The sequence below is a fragment of the Micromonospora sp. NPDC005215 genome (assembly GCF_040607915.1).
In the GTDB taxonomy this organism is placed as follows: domain Bacteria; phylum Actinomycetota; class Actinomycetes; order Mycobacteriales; family Micromonosporaceae; genus Micromonospora.
Window position 1 is genome coordinate 175478 of record NZ_JBEXHQ010000001.1, and the last position, 16772, is coordinate 192249.

Consider the following 16772-nt stretch of genomic DNA (forward strand, 5'->3'; position numbering starts at 1 on the left):
GCCGCCGGCCAGCGCTGCCCCGCCGCCCCCTGTCAGCACGCCCGTCGCGCTGACAGGGGCGGCGGCGCTTACTGCCCGCCACGCCTGCGGGGCTGCCGATCCCGACTTATTGACATGCCGCCAACAGCGCGCGAGGGTGGTGCACATGCCGACGCCCCCGCTCGACGGATCCCCCTCAGCCTGGCGCGAGCCGGAGCACGACGACCTCGCCGATCTGGCCCGCACCTTCTTCACCAAGGAGGTGCTGCCGCACGCCGACCGCCTGCTGGCGCAGGGCCATCCGGACCGCGAGCACTACCGCCGCGCCGGTGAGCTGGGGCTGCTGGGCCTGTCCGTGCCGGAGGAGTACGGCGGCGGAGGCGGCCGGTTCACCCACGAGGCAGTGCTGCTGCACGAGCAGGCGTACACCGGGGAGAGCAGCCTCGGGTTGGCCGTCCACAGTGGCATCGTCACCGGCTACCTGGTCGCGTACGGCAGCGCGGAGCAGAAGCGGCGGTGGCTGCCCGGCCTGTGCAGCGGTGAGCTGGTCGGGGCGATCGCGATGACCGAGCCGGACGGCGGCTCCGATCTACAGGCGATGCGCACCCGGGCGGTCCGCGACGGAGACGACTACCTGATCACCGGCGCGAAGACGTTCATCACCAACGGTGGCCTGGCCGACCTGATCATCGTGGCCGTGAAGACCGATCCCGAGCAGCGGGCGGCCGGTGTCTCGCTGCTGGTCTGTGAGGTCGGCGGCGACCCGGAGGGCTTCCGGCGGGGCCGGTTGCTGTCCAAGATCGGGCTGCACGCCAACGACACCGCCGAGTTGTTCTTCGACGAGTTGCGGGTGCCTGCGGCCAACCTGCTCGGCGACGCCGAAGGGCTGGGTTTCGTCCAGCTCATGCAGCAGCTTCCGCAGGAACGGCTGGTCATCGGCGTCGGCGCGGTCGCGGCGATGGAACGGGCGGTCGAGCTGACCGTCGCGTACGCCAAGCAGCGCACCGCCTTCGGCAAGACACTGATGGGCCACCAGAACACCCGGATGGTGCTCGCCGAGTGCGCCACCCGCACCCGGGTCAGCCGGGTGTTCCTGGACGACTGCATCGTCCGGCACACGCGCGGCGACCTGGACGTGGCGACCGCGGCGATGGCGAAGTCCTGGCTCACCGACGGGCAGTGCGAGGTCATCGACCGTTGCCTCCAACTGTTCGGCGGCTACGGCTACACGACGGAGTACCCGATCGCCCAGATGTACGCCGACGCCCGCGTCCAGAAGATCTACGGCGGCACCAACGAGATCATGAAGGAGCTGATCGCCCGTGCCCTCTGAGGCGTACGTCTTCGACGCGGTCCGCACCCCGCGCGGACGCGGCCGGGACACCGGCGCGCTGCACGGGGTCAAGCCGATCTCGCTGGTGGTCGGCCTGATCGACGCGCTGCGGGAGCGCAATCCCGGCCTGGACGTGGGCCGACTGGAGGACCTGCTGCTGGGCATCGTCACCCCCGTCGGCGAGCAGGGCGGCAACCTGGCGCGGGCAGCCGCGCTGTTGGCCGGACTGCCCGACCAGGTGGGCGGGGTGCAGCTCAACCGGTTCTGCGCCTCCGGGCTGGAAGCGGTGAACACCGCAGCCGCCCGGATCCGCTCCGGCTGGGAGCACCTGCTGCTCGCCGGCGGTGTGGAGTCGATGTCCCGGGTGCCGATGGGCTCGGACGGCGGGGCCTGGATCACCGACCCGCAGACCACGCTTGCCACGTCGTTCGTGCCGCAGGGCATCAGCGCCGACCTGATCGCCACCCTGGAGGGCTTCACCCGCGACGACGTGGACGGCTACGCGCTGCGGTCGCAGGAGCGGGCCGCCAAGGCGTGGGCCGGCGGGCACTTCGCCCGCTCGGTGGTGCCGGTGCGCGACGGCAACGGGCTGGACATCCTCACCGTGGACGAGCATCCCCGCCCGGACACCACCCGGGAGACGCTGGCCCGACTCACCCCGTCGTTCGCCGCGCTGGGCGAGGCCGCCGGCTTCGACGCTGTCGCGTTGCAGAAGTTCCACTGGTTGGAGGCGATCGACCACGTCCACCACGCCGGCAACTCGTCCGGCATCGTGGACGGCGCGGCGCTGGTGCTGATCGGCTCGGCGCAGGTCGGCCGGGACCTCGGCCTCACCCCGCGCGCCCGGATCGTCAGCGCGGCGGTCAGCGGCGCCGATCCGACGCTGATGCTGACCGGCCCGATCCCGGCCACCCACAAGGCGCTCGCCGCCGCCGGGCTGACCGTCGCCGACATCGACCTGTTCGAGTTCAACGAGGCGTTCGCCGCCGTGGTGCTCAAGTACGTCCGTGACCTGGGCCTCGACCCGGACCGGGTGAACGTCAACGGCGGCGCGATCGCGCTCGGCCACCCACTCGGCGCGACCGGGGCGATGCTGATCGGCACCGCCGTGGACGAGTTGGAGCGCCGCGACCTGCGCCGCGCCGTGGTGACCCTCTGCATCGGCGGCGGCATGGGCGTCGCCACCGTTCTCGAGCGCTGCTGACCCGGGGGACGACCATGACCAACACCATCCGGTACGACCGCGGCGCCGACGGCATCGTCACGCTCACCCTGGACGACCCCGACCAGGCCGCCAACATCATGAACCAGGCGTACGCGGCGTCCATGAGCGCCGCGCTCGACCGGTTGGAGGCCGAGCGCGACGAGCTGACCGGGGTCATTGTCACAAGCGCGAAGTCGACCTTCTTCGCCGGCGGTGACCTGCCGCGGATGGTCCGGGCCACCCGCGCCGACGCGCCCGAACTGGCCGAGGTGCTCGACACCATCAAACGGGACCTGCGCCGGCTGGAGACGCTGGGCCGACCGGTGGTCGCCGCGATCAACGGCTCCGCGCTCGGCGGTGGCCTGGAGATCACCCTCGCCTGCCACCACCGGATCGCGCTGGACGCGCCGGACAGCCGGCTCGGGCTGCCCGAGGTGACACTGGGCCTGCTGCCCGGGGCCGGCGGTGTCACCCGGACGGTACGGATGCTCGGCCTGGCCGCGGCACTGACCACTGTGCTGCTCACCGGTCGACGGATGCGCCCCGCCGACGCCCTGGCGGCGGGGCTGGTCGACGAGGTGGTCGCCACCTCGGCGGCACTGCTCGACCAGGCCCGCGCCTGGATCGCCGCCAACCCCAACCCGAGCCAGCCGTGGGACCGGCCGGGCTACCGGATGCCCGGCGGCACCCCGGCCAGCCGCTCGCTGGCCGCCCAGTTGCCGGCCTTCCCGGCCACCCTGCGCAAGCAGCTCAAGGGTGCCCGGCTGCCCGCACCCGAGGCGATCCTGGCGACCGCGGTCGAGGGCGCGCAGGTCGACCTGGAGACCGCGTTCACAGTGGAGACCCGGCACCTGATCGGCCTGCTCACCGGGCAGGTCGCCAAGAACATGATCGGCGCCTTCTTCTTCGACCTGAAGGCCGTCAACGGCGGCGCGGCCCGACCGAGCGACGTGGACGCCCCACCGGTGCGCCGGGTGGCTGTGCTCGGCGCCGGCATGATGGGCGCGGGCATCGCGTACGCCTGCGCCAGCGCCGGGTTGGACGTGGTGGTCAAGGACGTCACGCCGGAGGCCGCCGCCCGGGCCCGGGAGCACGCCGAGCGGTTGCTGGCCCGCACGGTACGCAAGGGCCGCGCGACGGAGTCGGACGCCCGAGCGGTGCTGGGCCGGATCACCGTCACGGACCAGGTCGACGCGTTGGCCGGCTGCGACGCGGTGATCGAGGCGGTCTTCGAGGACCCGACGCTGAAGCAGGCGGTCTTCGCCGAGGTGCTGCCGGTGTTGGCGCCGGGCGCGCTGCTCGCCTCCAACACCTCCACCCTGCCGATCACCGGGCTGGCCGAGGGGGTGGACCGGCCGTCCGACTTCATCGGCATGCACTTCTTCTCCCCGGTGGACCGGATGCCGCTGCTGGAGATCGTGGTCGGAGCGCGGACCAGCGACACCGCCCTGGCGAGGGCGTTCGACCTGGGCCGGCGGATCGGCAAGACCCCCATCGTGGTCAACGACGGCCGGGGCTTCTTCACCAGCCGGGTGATCGGTAGGTTCCTCGACGAGGCGGTCGGCATGGTCGCCGAGGGTGTACCCGCCGCGTCGGTGGAGCAGGCCGCGTTGCAGGCCGGCTACCCGACCGGGCCGCTGGCGCTGGCCGACGAGGTGAGCCTCACCCTGATCCAGCGGATCCGCCGGCAGTTCGAGAACGCCAGCGAGGAGTTCCTGCCGCTGCCGGCGCACCGGCTCGTCGACGAGCTGGTCGACGCGTACGACCGGCCGGGGCGCGCCGACGGGCGCGGCTTCTACTCCTACGACGACGGCGTCCGGGGCCGGTTGTGGACTGGCCTCGCCGACCTGGTCACCGACGCGGGTCGCGCGGTGCCGTTCACCGACCTCCAGGAACGGATGCTCTTCGCCGAGGCGCTGGACGCGCTGCGCTGCCTCGACGAGGGTGTGCTGCGCACCGAGACCGACGCCAACATCGGCTCGATCCTCGGCATCGGCTTCCCCGCCTGGACCGGCGGGGTCATCCGCTACGTCCGGCAGTACGCGGGCGGTCCCGCCGGCTTCGCGGCCCGTGCCGCCGAGCTGGCCGAGCGGTACGGCGACCGGTTCACGCCCCCGGCCGACCTGGTCGACCGGCTCGCCGCCTCGGCCGCCCGCCCCGGCGAACCGGCCGGCGTCGCATGACGGGCTCCGACGCCCCGTCCGGTCCGCGAGCCGGCGAGCCGGGCGGATCGGCGCACGGCGGACCGCTGGCCGGGGTGCGGGTGGTCGAGTTGGCCAGCCTCGCGCCGGCCCCGTTCGGCTGCATGGTGCTCGCCGACCTCGGCGCGGACGTGGTGCGGGTGGACCGGCCGGGTGCACCGGGTGCGGGGCGGCTGGCCGCGCCGACCGGCGGGCCGTTGCAGCGTGGCCGGCGGGTGACCGCACTGGACCTGAAGTCCCCGGCCGGCGTGGCCGACCTGCTGCGCCTCGTCGAACGGGCGGACGTGCTGGTCGAGGCGTACCGGCCGGGGGTCGCCGAGCGGCTCGGCTTCGGCCCGGAGGTGTGCCAGGCGCGCAACCCCGGGCTGGTGTACGCGCGGATGACCGGCTGGGGTCAGGACGGCCCGCTGGCGTCCCGGGCCGGGCACGACATCGACTACCTCGCGGTGGCGGGGGCGTTGGAGCCGCTGGGTCGGGCCGGCGAGCGCCCGTACGCGCCGATGAACCTGCTCGCCGACTTCGGCGGGGGCGGCATGCTGCTCGCCGTCGGGGTGTTGGCGGCGCTGCTGGAACGGGAACGCTCTGGCGTCGGCCAGGTGGTCGACGCGGCGATGGTGGACGGGTCGGCGCTGCTCACGTCGTTCCTGCACGGGTTGATCGGCAGTGGCCTGTGGGCCGCGCCGCGCGGGCGCAACATGTTCGACGGCGGAGCACCGTTCTACGACACGTACGCCACCGCCGACTGTGGATTCATGGCCGTCGGCGCGGTGGAACCGGCCTTCTACGCCGTACTCCTCAGTGGCCTCGGCCTGGCCGACGACCCGGACCTGCCGGCGCAGTACGACCCGAGCGGCTGGGACGAGCTGCGCCGACGGTTCACCGCGCGGTTCGCCGAGCGGACCCGGGACGAGTGGACGGCGGTCTTCACCGACCTGGACGCCTGCGTCGCGCCGGTGCTCGCCCCCGGTGAGGCGCACCAGCACCCGCACAACGCCGCGCGGGGCACCTTCGTCGAGGTCGGCGGCGAGATCCAACCGGCCCCGGCACCCCGCTTTCACCGGACGCCGGCGGCCCGACCGGCCCCCGCCCCGGACCCGGAACAGGACGTCCTACCGGCAGTGGAGATCCTCGCCAGCTGGCCGCGACGGACCTGACGGGCACGCACGTCCCGGGGCGTGGTGGCACGCTCAGCAAAGCCGATTCCGCCGGGACGGCAGCCGCTTCTTCCAGGGAGTCGACGAGCATGACCACGGATCAGTGGAAGGGCCAGGTCAACGGCATCCTCTACGGGATCCAGTTCGACCGGACGCTTGACGATTCGGTGGTGACCCGGGTCGCAAATGGGGTGATCCGCGGGTTCTACCTCGGCGACCGGTCCGAGACGCTGGACGCGCTGGACCAGGCGCTGCGCTCCACGGTCCCACTCAACGACGAGATCGAAACCCCGCACAGCGAGGACAACATCCGCACGTTCCTGCACCACCTCCACACCGCACTGCAAGCCCCCACCCCCGCACCCACCCCTCCCACCCCTCCCACCCCTGCCAAGTTGATCAAGAGGTTGGCGTCACGGAACCGCTCCCCGTTGACGCAAACTTCTTGGTCAACGAGGTGGGGCGGGGGCGCGGGCGGGGGCGCGGGCGGCGGTTGTACCAGCTGGCGAAGAGGGCTGTCGCGAGCAGCAGCTCCGCCAGATCACCGCCGTAGTACATGAGTTGGGCGGCGGAGCGGAACGCCTCCGGATCCGGGTTGCTGAGGCCGGGTGGGAGGGTGCCGGCCTGTGCGTACAGGTACTTGGCCAGCACTGCGTGTCCGGCCGCCGCGCCCACGAGCGCACCGACCCGTACCGCCATCCCCGGCCGGCGCGGTGCCGGGTCCGGCCCGGCCAGTGACCAGGCGAAGAGATAGCCGGCGGCCAGGTAGTGCAGGTGCAGGGCGTGGTGCAGCACGGGCTGACGCTCGGCCGTCGCGTACAGCGGGGTGAGCAGCACCAGCGCCAGCCCACCCGTGCTGAGCAGCCCGGCGGTGACCGGGTGCGCGATCAGGTGCAGCGGGCGGGCGCGCAGCAACCGGCCCACCGCCCGGCGGACCGGCGGCGGCGCGACCCGCAGCAGCAGGGTGACCGGGGCGCCGAGCACCAGCCCGAGCGGGGCCAGCATGCCGAGCAGCAGATGCTGCGCCAGGTGCCCGCGCGGGTCGTCGTGAAGTTGGGCCAACGGCCCGACGGCGACCGCCAACCCCGCGCACCCGGCCAGCCAGGCGGCGGTCCGCCGATGATCCCAACCTCGGGGGTCGCGCGCGGCGGCCAGCAGGTAGCCGCCGGCCAGCAGCGCCACCGGGAACAGCGGCAGCCAGGACGACCCACCCGCCGCGGACCCACAGTGCGCGAGCGGCGGAACGGGCAGGACCACCGTCATCGGCGGCCGTCGCGCGACCGGGCGCGCCAGATCAGCAGAGCGCCGGCCAGCAGCAGTGCCGCGCCGGCCACGTTCCACACCACGTCGTACGGCACGAGGTGCACCCCGTAACGGATCTGGTGCAGCCGGAGGACCTTGTGGTCGACCAGCCCGTCGAAGAGCTGGAACCCGCCGGCGCCGAGCAGGAAGCCACCCCACGCGAGCCGGGCCGACAGGGCGTGCCGCCGGCGCAGGTCGGCGAACCAGAAGAACCCACCGACCAGGGCGATCACCTCGGCCGCGTGCAGCAGCCCGTCCGAGAGCAGCGCCACCGACGGGGTCGACCGGTCGTAGAAATGGTGCCAGGCCAGCAACTGGTGGAAGACGATCTCGTCCACGGCGGCCATGATCGCGATGCCGATCACGACGCCGGCGAGCGCGGAGGAACGCCCGTCCGGCACGTCGACGGTGTGTGCCCTCGGCTGGCTCGAACCGACCACCACACACCTCGCATCCACCTCGGGTCAGGTCGGAACTACCCCGAACCTGTCGAAACATGCCCAGTCGCCGCAGGGCCGCGGCATTCGCGCGGCGGTGATCACCACGAGCAGCCCCGGGGGCCATCCCGTTTCACGACTCCCGCACCACTAGCGGCATGATCATGCAGCCTGAAGGGGCAGCCGAACCCGAGAAGGAGGTGCCCGTGCCGGACGCTGACGAACTCGTCGCCAACGCACTCGCGGCGGTGCGCGGCACCGACGTACGGCAGGCCGAACGGCAGCTGGACCAACTGATGGTCGGCACCGGCGCGGCGGACGGCACCACGGCGGTGGACGCGGCCCTGCTGCGTCGCCTGGTCCGCGCGCTGGGCCGGCTCTGGCCGCGCGGCTGGCAGCCGGTCGACGTGGACCGGATCACCAGCCGGCGGCTCGACGCCCGCTCGGCGCGGCTGGTCCGCGAGGCGATGGCCGCCCAACGGCGTGAGCAGGCCGAACCGATCCCCGCCTGGTGGGACGACCAGCTACGCGAGTTGGCGGCCACCGCGGGGAAGGACGACCGGAGCGTGCTGGCCGGTTGGGCGACCCGAGAAGGGCTCGATCGGGCCGACGCACTCCGCGCGACAGTGGACACTCTCGCGCTTGTGGAGAGCCTGCCGCCGATCGCGGTGCTGCGCCCACCGCCGGGCACGACCGGCGCGCTCACCGCCCGGTCGGCGGGCACGACGCGCAGCGGATCGCCGATGCTGGATCGGGTCCGGGCGCTGCTGGCCAAGGCCGAGTCGACGACCTTCCCCGCCGAAGCGGAGGCGCTGACCGGGAAGGCCCAGGAGTTGATCGCCCGGCACAGCATCGACGAGGCGCTGCTGGCCGCCGGGTCGGAGCGCGGCGACGTGCCCGGCGGGGTACGCCTGAGCACCGACACCCCGTACGCGGGCGCGAAGGCCCTGCTGGTGCAGGAGGTGGCGGCGGCCAACAGGTGTGAGGCGGTCTGGTCCGACGATCTCGGCTTCGCCACAGTGCTGGGCTGGCCGGCCGAGCTGGTGGCGGTGGAGTTGCTCTACACCTCGCTGCTGGTGCAGGCCACCGCCGCCATGCTGCGCGGCCGGGCCGAGCGCCGGCCCGGATCGGGGCGGCGGACGAAGGTCTGGGACGAGTCGTTCCTCAACGCGTTCGCGCTGCGGATCGGCGAGCGGCTGCGCGCGGCAACCGAGGCGGCAACCGAGGCGGCGGACCAGGCAGCGGCCGAGACGGCCGGGGCGGAGCGACTGTTGCCGGTGCTCGCCGCCCGGGGCGAGGCGGTCCGGGAGCGGCTGGACACGCTCTTCCCCGGCGTCACCCGGCACCGACTCAGCGTGCGCGACGCCGAGGGCTGGTCGTCGGGCACCTCGGCCGCCGACCGGGCGTCGCTGGACGTCGGCGGCGGGCGCAAGCCCCGCCAGGTGCCCGGCCGACCCGATCGGCGCTGAACCGCCCGGCGTGGGACCACCACCGGCGAAGACATCTGCGTTTTCCTTCGGTACGCCGTAGGGAACGGGTTGTCGGCTCCGACCCTTTGGTGAGTCGCACCCCGGCCGGGGTGCGCGCAGAGCCTGAGGAGCATTGCCGTGAAGTACATGCTGCTGATCTGGAACCGACCCGGCTTCACCGAGGAGCTTTCCGAGCAGGACCGCACCGCCCTGTTCGGCGAGGTCGACGAGATCATGAAGGAGTTGACCGAGACCGGCGAGCTGATCGGCGGCCAGGCGCTGGCCAATCCGTCGCAGACGTTGACGGTCCGGGCCGTCGACGGCCGGGCCGAGGTCATCGACGGGCCGTTCATGGAGAGCAAGGAGCAGTTCGCCGGCTACCTGGCGGTCGACTGCGACAGCCCGCAGCGGGCCGCCGAGATCGCCGCCCGCTGGCCGGACGTGCGCTTCGGCGGCGCCATGGAGGTCCGCCCGATCATGGACGAGGCCGGAGCGGAGATGTGACCGACGACCGGACGGTCGAGGATCTGCTGCGCACTGTCGCGCCGCAGGTCCTCGGCCTGCTGGTCCGCCGACACGGCCAGTTCGACAGGTGCGAGGACGCGGTCCAGGAGGCGCTGCTCGCCGCCGCCACCCAGTGGCCCGCCCAGGGCGTACCGGACAGTCCGCGTGCCTGGCTGCTCACCGTGGCCACCCGCCGGCTCACCGACGAGTGGCGCAGCGAGAACGCCCGCCGCGACCGCGAGCTGGCGGTGACGCTGCGCGAGCCGGCGTACGCCGGGGTGGCCCCGGCGGCCGACGCGGAGCCCGCGGTGGCGGACGCCGACGACACGCTCACCCTGCTGTTCCTCTGCTGCCATCCGGCGCTGACCGGATCGGCGCAGGTGGCGCTCACCCTGCGCGCGGTCGGCGGTCTCAGCACCGCCCAGATCGCCCGGGCGCACCTGCTGCCGGAGGCGACGATGAGTCAACGAATCCGCCGGGCCAAGCAGCGGATCGAGGCCGCCGGGGCCCGGTTCACCATGCCCGGCCCCACCGAACGGGACGAGCGGCTGCGCACTGTGCTCCGGGTGCTCTACCTGATCTTCAATGAGGGCTACACCGCGTCCAGTGGTCCGGACCTGCACCGGGCCGAGCTGACCGGCGAGGCGATCCGGCTGACTCGCATCCTGCACGGGCTGCTGCCCGACGACGGCGAGGTGAGCGGGCTGCTGGCGCTGATGCTGCTCACCGACGCGCACCGGGCGGCTCGGCTCGGCCCGGACGGGGAGCTGGTGCCGCTTGCCGAGCAGGACCGCACCCGGTGGGACGTGGCCGCCAGCTCGGAGGGCATCGCGCTGATCACCGACGCGTTGACCTGGTCGCCGCCCGGCCCGTACCAACTCCAGGCGGCGATCGCCGCGGTGCACGCCGAGGCGCCGACGGCGGCGGAGACGGACTGGCGACAGATCCTCGCGCTCTACCGGCTGCTGGCCCGGATCGCGCCGAACCCGATGGTCACCCTCAACCAGGCGGTGGCGGTTGCCATGGTGGACGGGCCACGGGCCGGGCTCGCCCTGCTCACGTCCCTGGAGGCCGACGAGCGCACCGCCGGGCACCACCGGCTCGCCGCCGTCCGGGCGCACCTGTTGGAGCTGGCCGGGGAGGCCGGCGCGGCGCGGGAGGCGTACCTGACGGCGGCCCGGGGCACCACGAGCCGGCCCGAGCAGCGGTACCTGGAGCTGCGGGCCGCCCGACTGGGCGGCGTCCGACCGCCGCCGGCCGTCGGGCAGATCTGACCCCCGACGGCCGACGGCGCGCGGTCACTCGTCGGGGTCCACGGCCGGGCAGTTGGCACCCCGGGCCGGCACCACTGCGTCGATCAGGTACGAGTCGACGGCCCGCCCCACACACGGGGTGGTGGTGTAGCTGCCGTGCCCCCACCCCTGGTAGGTGAGCAGCACGCCGTGCCGGCCCAGTTGGTGGGCCACGTTGCGGGCCCAGTCGTATCCGCTGGCCGGGTCGTGCACGGTGGCGGCGAGCAGCAGCGGCACGTCGGTGTGGACCCGCAGGCGGTGCTGCGGGTTGGCCACCGGCGTCGGCGTGCCCAGGCAGGTGACGAGGGCGAACAGGGCCGGCGGGTACCGCAGGTCCGGTGCGAGTTGGGCCGCCCGGCGCAGGTGTGCGGCGTACTCCCGGTAGTCCCGGACGGGCAGGCTCCAGTCCTGGCAGAAGACCGCGAAGGGGTACGTCGCGACGGCGTCGCCCGTCGCCCTGGTGTCGGCCGGGAGCGCGGCGCGCGCGTCGGTTGGGAGCGCGGTGGCCGGCGCGGCGGTCGCGTCCATCGCGGCGAGCCAGCCGGCCAGCCCCGGCCACCGCGCGGTGTCGTAGAACTCCTTGTGGGTGAGCCGGGCCAGCTCGAACGGGGTCAGCGGGACGCCGGGGCGTTTCGGGTCGGTCAGCACGCCCCGCTCGGCCCGAGCGCGCAGTCCGGCCCAGATCGTCCGGAGGTCGCGCCCGTGCAGGGCGCACGCGCTGGACCGGTCACACCAGCCGACGAACTCGTCGAACGCGCCCTGCGCGGTGCGGGCCTGACTGTCGAGGAAGGCGCGGGTGCCGACGCTGTGGTCCATCGCGGCCTCCAGCACCATGGCCCGGACCCGGTCGGGGTACAGCTCGGCGTACCGCTGCCCGAGCAGGGTCCCGTACGAGCTGCCGTGGAAGGTCAACTGCCGCTCGCCGAGCGCGGCGCGGACCGCGTCCAGGTCGCGGGCGGCACTTGTCGTGTCCACGTGGTCGTAGAGCGGCCCGGTGCGGGTCCGACAGTCGGCGCGCAGCAACGCGTTGCCGGCCAGCGTGGCGTCGAACTGGGCCTGGTCGGCGATCAGTTGCGGTTGCCGGGCGAGCAGTTCCCGGGCACAGACCACCGGGTGGCTGCCGCCGGTGCCGCGCGGGTCGAAGCTGACGATGTCGAACCGGCGGCGCAGGTCGGCGCTGAACCGGGAGCTGCCGTTCACCACCCGGTCGACTCCGCTGTCACCCGGGCCGCCGGGGCCGAAGACCAGCGCGCCCTCGCGGGTGGCCGGCTTGGCGACCCGGCGGGCCAGGGCCAGGTCGAAGCGCTCCCCCTGTGGCCGGTTCCAGTCGACGGGCAGCGACAGGCTGCCGCACTCGGCGGGAGCCTCCTCGACAGGGGCGTCCTCTGCCGGGGCGTCCTCGTCGCAGGGCTGCCAGTCGATGGCGGGTCGGGCGGCGGCCGGGCTCGTCGGGGTCAGCCCGGCGGCCGTGAGGGCCAGGGCGATCGTCAAGCCGACGGCGGATTTGCGTACGCGCAGCATGAGGTGCTGTCCTCTCCTGGAAGGAGCGTTACCGGTGAAGCTCGCCCACTGGGCGAGGTGATGCTGCTTCCGCCCGGGTCGTCGAGTAGCCGCTCGACGGCCCGGGGCCTCTGGCCGTGGTCAGTCGACCTCGAGCAGGACGCGTTCGAGCTTGGTCATCCGGGTCTCCATCCCGCCCAGCCGACCGTCCATGGCCGCGAGCAGTCGGGCGTTCTCCGCCTGCGCCTGAGCGGCTGTCTCGGCGAGCCGGCGGTAGTCGTCCGCGCGGGACGCCTCGAACCGGGCCCGCCGGGTCTTGGCGAGCTGCACGACGGTCACCGTGAACACGCTGATGAGCAGGGCGAAGATGCCGATCGCGCCGACCACCTCGGTCCAGTCGTGCTCGCTCATCGGTTCGCTCCCGGCTGGTCGGCCGAGTCGGGCACGGTCAGCGTCTCGGCCGCCGCCGCGATGATCTCGGGGGTGAGGGTGAGCACGAACGGCTGCACCTCGTAGTAGTTCATGGCCTTCCCGTCCTCCGACAACTCCAGGCTCGCGGTGACCAGCCCGGCCGCCGCCAGCTTCCGTAGGTGGACCTGCAACAGCGCTCGGCTGATGCCCAGTTGCCGGGCCAGCCCGCTGACGTAGGCACGCTCGCGGGCCAGCGCGGCGACGATCCGCAGCCGGTGCGGGTTGGCCAACGAGGCCAGCACCCGGACCAGGTCGTCGCCGGTCGGCGACGGAGCGCTGCTCACAACCAGCCCTCGCACATGCCAAGAGAAGTTAGCAGGTATGCCAGCGCGGCGGTGCGGACCGGGAGCGGAATCAGGGGGATCTCAGGGTCACCGAACGGGGCCGGACACACAGACACGCCGGGCCGGTGAATGATCACCGACCCGGCGTGCGGGTTACGTCGTACGTCAGCTCTTGAAGGCGTCCTTGATCTTCTCGCCCGCCTGCTTGAGCTTGGCCGTGGACTGGTCAGCGCGACCCTCGGCCTCAAGCTGCTCGTCGTCGGTGGCCCGACCGGCGCCTTCCTTCAGCTTGCCGGTCGCGTCCTCGGTGGCGTTGTTGATCTTATCGTCGAATCCCATTGCCAACCTCCCATTGCCAGCATCGCTACACCGCCACCAGTACCCCCGCCGTCGACGGTCCAACCATCACCGTCGTCACATTCCGCTATCGACCGCGGCCGGACGGAACCGGCGCAACCGCAGACTGTTGGCCACCACGAAGACCGAGGACAACGCCATCGTGGCACCGGCGATCATCGGGTTGAGCAGCCCGGCGGCGGCCAACGGCAGGGCCGCCACGTTGTAGCCGAACGCCCAGAACAGGTTGCCCCGGATGATGTTGAGCGTGCGCCGGGACAACCGGATGGCATCCACCGCGGCGTCCAGGTCGCCCCGGACGAGGGTGAGGTCGGACGCCTCGATCGCCACGTCGGTGCCGGTGCCCATCGCCAACCCCAGGTCGGCCTGGGCCAGCGCCGGGGCGTCGTTGACCCCGTCACCGACCATCGCCACCGACCGCCCCTGCGCCTGGAGCCGCTTGACCACGTCGACCTTGCCGGCCGGCAGCACCTCGGCGACCACCTCGTCGATGCCCACCTCGGCGGCGATCGCGCGGGCCACAGTGGTGTTGTCCCCGGTCAGCAGGACCGGGGTGAGCCCCAGCGCCCGCAGCCGGGCCACCGCCGCCCGGCTGGTCGGCCGAACCACGTCGGCGACCGCGAGCACCCCTCGGGCCCGACCGTCCCAGGCCGCGACGATCGCCGTACGGCCGGCGGCCTCCGCGTCGCGGACGGCCCACTCGACCTCCGGCGGTACGTCGATCTCCCGCTCGCGCAGCAGCCGTACCCGACCGATGAGCACGACCCGCCCGTCGACAGTGCCGGTCACGCCCAGCCCTTCGAGGTTGCCGAACCCTGTCACCGGGGGCAGCGACCCCGCCTCGGCGGCACCCGCCGCGACCGCGCGGGCGATCGGGTGCTCGGAGGCGGCCTCCACCGCCCCGGCGAGCCGGAGCAACTCGGCCCGATCCGCGCCGCTCGCCGGCACCACGTCCACAAGGGTCATCCGGCCGGTCGTCACGGTGCCGGTCTTGTCCAGCACCACGGTGTCCACCCGGCGGGTCGACTCCAGCACCTCCGGGCCCTTGATCAGCACACCGATTTGCGCGCCCCGGCCGGTGCCGACAAGCAGCGCGGTCGGGGTGGCCAGGCCGAGCGCACAGGGGCAGGCGATGATCAGCACGGCGACGGCGGCGGTGAACGCGGCGGTGGGACCGGACCCGGTGCCGAGCCACCAGCCGAGCGTGCCGACGGCGAGGGTGATGACGATCGGCACGAAGACACCGGAGATCCGGTCCGCGAGCCGCTGCACGGCGGCCTTGCCGCTCTGCGCCTGCTCGACCAGGTCGGCCATGCGGGCGAGTTGGGTGTCCGCACCGACCCGGGTGGCGCTGACGATCAGCCGTCCGCCCGCGTTGATGGTGGCGCCGACCACGCTGTCGCCGGGGCCGACCTCGACCGGCACCGACTCGCCGGTGAGCATGCTGGCGTCGACGGCGGAGGTGCCCTCGTCGACCACCCCGTCGGTGGCGATCTTCTCCCCGGGACGCACCACGAACCGGTCACCGACGGCAAGCCGATCCACCGGGATCAGGGTCTCCACCCCGTCACGCAGCACCGCCACCTCCTTGGCGCCGAGTTCGAGCAGTGCGCGCAGGGCCGCACCGGCGGTCCGCTTGGACCGCGCCTCGAAGTAGCGGCCGGCCAGGATGAACACCGTCACCCCGGCGGCCGCCTCCAGGTAGATGTTGCCGGCACCGTCGGTGCGGGTGATGTCGAAGCGGAACGGGTGCGTCATCCCGGGCATTCCGGCGTCACCGAGGAAGAGCGCCCAGAGCGACCAACCGAACGCGGCCAGGGTGCCGAGCGAGACCAGCGTGTCCATCGTCGCCGCGCCATGTCGCAGGTTGGTCCAGGCGGCCCGGTGGAACGGCAGCCCACCCCAGACCACCACCGGGGCGGCCAGGGTCAGCGACAGCCACTGCCAGTAGTCGAACTGCCAGGCTGGGACCATGGCCAGCAGGACCACCGGCACGCTGAGCAGCACCGAAACCCAGAGCCGGGTACGCGGGCCCCGCAACGGATCGACCGGCTCCTCGACCGTCTGCGGGGTCGGCACCGCCGCCGTGTACCCGGTCTTGCGCACGGTCTCGATCAGTTCGTCCGGCGTGACGCCGTCGGCGTACCGGACGGTGGCCTTCTCGGTGGCGTAGTTGACGGCGGCGCTCACGCCGTCCATCCGGTTGAGCTTCTTCTCGATCCGGGCGGCGCAGGCGGCGCAGGTCATCCCGCCGATCGCCAACTCGATCCGGTTGGGCGCCTCGGGCAGCGGTCTGCTGGTGGTGGTCATCGCCTAATCCCGTCAGTTGTGCCCGTGCCCGGGGGTGCCGTGGTCGGCACCCCCGCTGGGCGCGGGTCCGCTCGGGCTGTTCCCGGTCGGCGGGGTGTCGGCCGGCGGGTTGCCGGCGACGACTGTGAACTCGGCGGTGTGCACCGTCCCGCCGTGCTGGAAGTCGAGGTAGAGCCGGTAGCTGCCGGCCGAGGGCACCTCGGCGAGGAAGCTGACGGCCGGGCCGGGCCGGGTCCGCCCGTCACCCGGCGTCCCGGCCGGATGCACGTGCAGGTACGCGAGGTCGCCCCGGCGCAGTGCCACCAGGTGCCCGTACGCGCCCAGGTAGGGCTCCAGGTCGGTGACCGGCTGACCGTCCCGGCTGACGGTGAACGTGAGCGGGGCGGTGCGGCCGGGCTGCGGCGAGCCGGTCAGGGTGACCGCGTAGCCGTCGACGGTGGTGCTGGTCGCCGGGGCGGGCAGCGGTCGTTCGGTCAGCTCACCGGGGATGGTCACGTCCACGCCGAGCGTCAGCGGCTCACCCCCGGTCGGGGTGAAGTCGGCGAACGCGCGCCACTGCCCGGGGCCGGCCAGCGGCGTGCCGACCCGCCAGGTGCCGTCCGGAGCCAGGTCGGGGTGCACGTGCCGGAAACCGGAGAGGTCCCGTCGGACCACGATCAGGTGCATCCTCCTGTCGTGCGCCACGTCGTACCGGGTCACCGGTTGGCCGTCCGGACCGATGATCCGGAAGGCGAACTGGTCGGCCGGCGCGTCGACCGGGTCGAGGGTGTAGCCGCGGTCGGAGATGAGCAGCCCACCGGGAAACCGGTCGGTCGGCTCGCCGCGCTCTCCCGTCGCGTGGACGGCGTCGCCGTCGTGCCGGCCCTCGGTGACCGGGGTGCGGTCGGCCAGCCGGCCGACCCCGTACGTCGCGCCGAAGATCGCCGCGAGGCCGACAGCGAATCCGGCCAGTCTCGTCACGGTACGCATGTCGGC

At 73.3% G+C, this 16772-nt stretch carries 15 protein-coding genes; 7 read left to right on the top strand and 8 right to left on the bottom strand.

The features are described from left to right. Window positions 1–145: 145 nt before the first annotated feature. Genes ABZU25_RS00875 through ABZU25_RS00890 form a run of 4 tightly spaced genes read left to right on the top strand, consistent with a single transcriptional unit; the run spans window position 146 to window position 5871 of the window. Window positions 146–1312: an acyl-CoA dehydrogenase family protein gene (locus ABZU25_RS00875; protein WP_355027232.1), complete on the top strand. Its 1167-nt coding sequence runs from the start codon at window positions 146–148 to the stop codon at window positions 1310–1312. Further along, window positions 1302–2516, top strand: a complete 1215-nt coding sequence (locus ABZU25_RS00880) for an acetyl-CoA C-acetyltransferase (RefSeq protein ID WP_355027233.1) — start codon at window positions 1302–1304, stop codon at window positions 2514–2516. The genes ABZU25_RS00875 and ABZU25_RS00880 overlap by 11 nt, the downstream gene beginning before the upstream one ends. A 14-nt stretch (window positions 2517–2530) precedes the next feature. After that, window positions 2531–4699 (top strand): 3-hydroxyacyl-CoA dehydrogenase NAD-binding domain-containing protein, encoded by a 2169-nt coding sequence (locus tag ABZU25_RS00885; RefSeq protein WP_355027234.1) that lies wholly within the window; start codon window positions 2531–2533, stop codon window positions 4697–4699. Beyond that, complete coding sequence (locus ABZU25_RS00890; protein WP_355027235.1) at window positions 4696–5871, top strand: CaiB/BaiF CoA-transferase family protein; 1176 nt, start codon at window positions 4696–4698, stop codon at window positions 5869–5871. Before ABZU25_RS00885 ends, ABZU25_RS00890 begins: the two co-directional genes overlap by 4 nt. Window positions 5872–6270: 399 nt before the next feature. Here the strand turns inward: ABZU25_RS00890 and ABZU25_RS00895 are convergent, their stop codons facing one another. Then, the gene (locus ABZU25_RS00895) at window positions 6271–7134 is read right to left on the bottom strand and encodes a cytochrome c oxidase assembly protein (RefSeq protein ID WP_355027236.1); all 864 of its coding nucleotides are present in this window, start codon (window positions 7132–7134) and stop codon (window positions 6271–6273) included. Next, complete coding sequence (locus ABZU25_RS00900; RefSeq protein ID WP_355027237.1) at window positions 7131–7613, bottom strand: DUF2243 domain-containing protein; 483 nt, start codon at window positions 7611–7613, stop codon at window positions 7131–7133. Before ABZU25_RS00900 ends, ABZU25_RS00895 begins: the two co-directional genes overlap by 4 nt. A 203-nt stretch (window positions 7614–7816) precedes the next feature. On the opposite strand from ABZU25_RS00900, the gene ABZU25_RS00905 reads away from it, so the two are divergent. The 3 genes from ABZU25_RS00905 to ABZU25_RS00915 all read left to right on the top strand — a co-directional run bounded on the left by ABZU25_RS00905 (window position 7817) and on the right by ABZU25_RS00915 (window position 10857). After that, a complete protein-coding gene (locus ABZU25_RS00905; RefSeq protein WP_355027238.1) occupies window positions 7817–9079 on the top strand; it encodes a DUF2786 domain-containing protein in 1263 nt (420 codons plus the stop codon). A 147-nt stretch (window positions 9080–9226) separates the two neighbouring features. Continuing rightward, a complete protein-coding gene (locus ABZU25_RS00910; RefSeq protein ID WP_355027449.1) occupies window positions 9227–9583 on the top strand; it encodes a YciI family protein in 357 nt (118 codons plus the stop codon). Beyond that, on the top strand, window positions 9580–10857 hold the full coding sequence (locus tag ABZU25_RS00915) for a DUF6596 domain-containing protein (RefSeq protein WP_355027239.1): 1278 nt from the start codon (window positions 9580–9582) through the stop codon (window positions 10855–10857). Before ABZU25_RS00910 ends, ABZU25_RS00915 begins: the two co-directional genes overlap by 4 nt. 24 nt (window positions 10858–10881) lie before the next feature. Here the strand turns inward: ABZU25_RS00915 and ABZU25_RS00920 are convergent, their stop codons facing one another. The 6 genes from ABZU25_RS00920 to ABZU25_RS00945 all read right to left on the bottom strand — a co-directional run bounded on the left by ABZU25_RS00920 (window position 10882) and on the right by ABZU25_RS00945 (window position 16766). After that, window positions 10882–12396 carry an alpha/beta hydrolase gene (locus ABZU25_RS00920; protein ID WP_355027240.1) on the bottom strand — a complete coding sequence of 505 codons (1515 nt, stop codon included), beginning with the start codon at window positions 12394–12396 and terminating at the stop codon, window positions 10882–10884. Between the two features lie 120 nt (window positions 12397–12516). Further along, window positions 12517–12786, bottom strand: coding sequence for a hypothetical protein (locus tag ABZU25_RS00925; protein WP_355027241.1), 270 nt, complete (start codon window positions 12784–12786; stop codon window positions 12517–12519). Further along, the gene (locus tag ABZU25_RS00930; RefSeq protein ID WP_355027242.1) at window positions 12783–13130 is read right to left on the bottom strand and encodes a helix-turn-helix domain-containing protein; all 348 of its coding nucleotides are present in this window, start codon (window positions 13128–13130) and stop codon (window positions 12783–12785) included. Before ABZU25_RS00930 ends, ABZU25_RS00925 begins: the two co-directional genes overlap by 4 nt. 165 nt (window positions 13131–13295) lie before the next feature. After that, window positions 13296–13469, bottom strand: coding sequence for a CsbD family protein (locus ABZU25_RS00935; protein ID WP_355027243.1), 174 nt, complete (start codon window positions 13467–13469; stop codon window positions 13296–13298). 75 nt (window positions 13470–13544) lie between these two features. Beyond that, entirely contained in the window at window positions 13545–15797 is a 2253-nt protein-coding gene (locus tag ABZU25_RS00940) for a heavy metal translocating P-type ATPase (protein ID WP_355027244.1), read from the bottom strand. A gap of 12 nt (window positions 15798–15809) precedes the next feature. After that, on the bottom strand, window positions 15810–16766 hold the full coding sequence (locus ABZU25_RS00945) for a hypothetical protein (RefSeq protein WP_355027245.1): 957 nt from the start codon (window positions 16764–16766) through the stop codon (window positions 15810–15812). Window positions 16767–16772 lie beyond the last annotated feature (6 nt).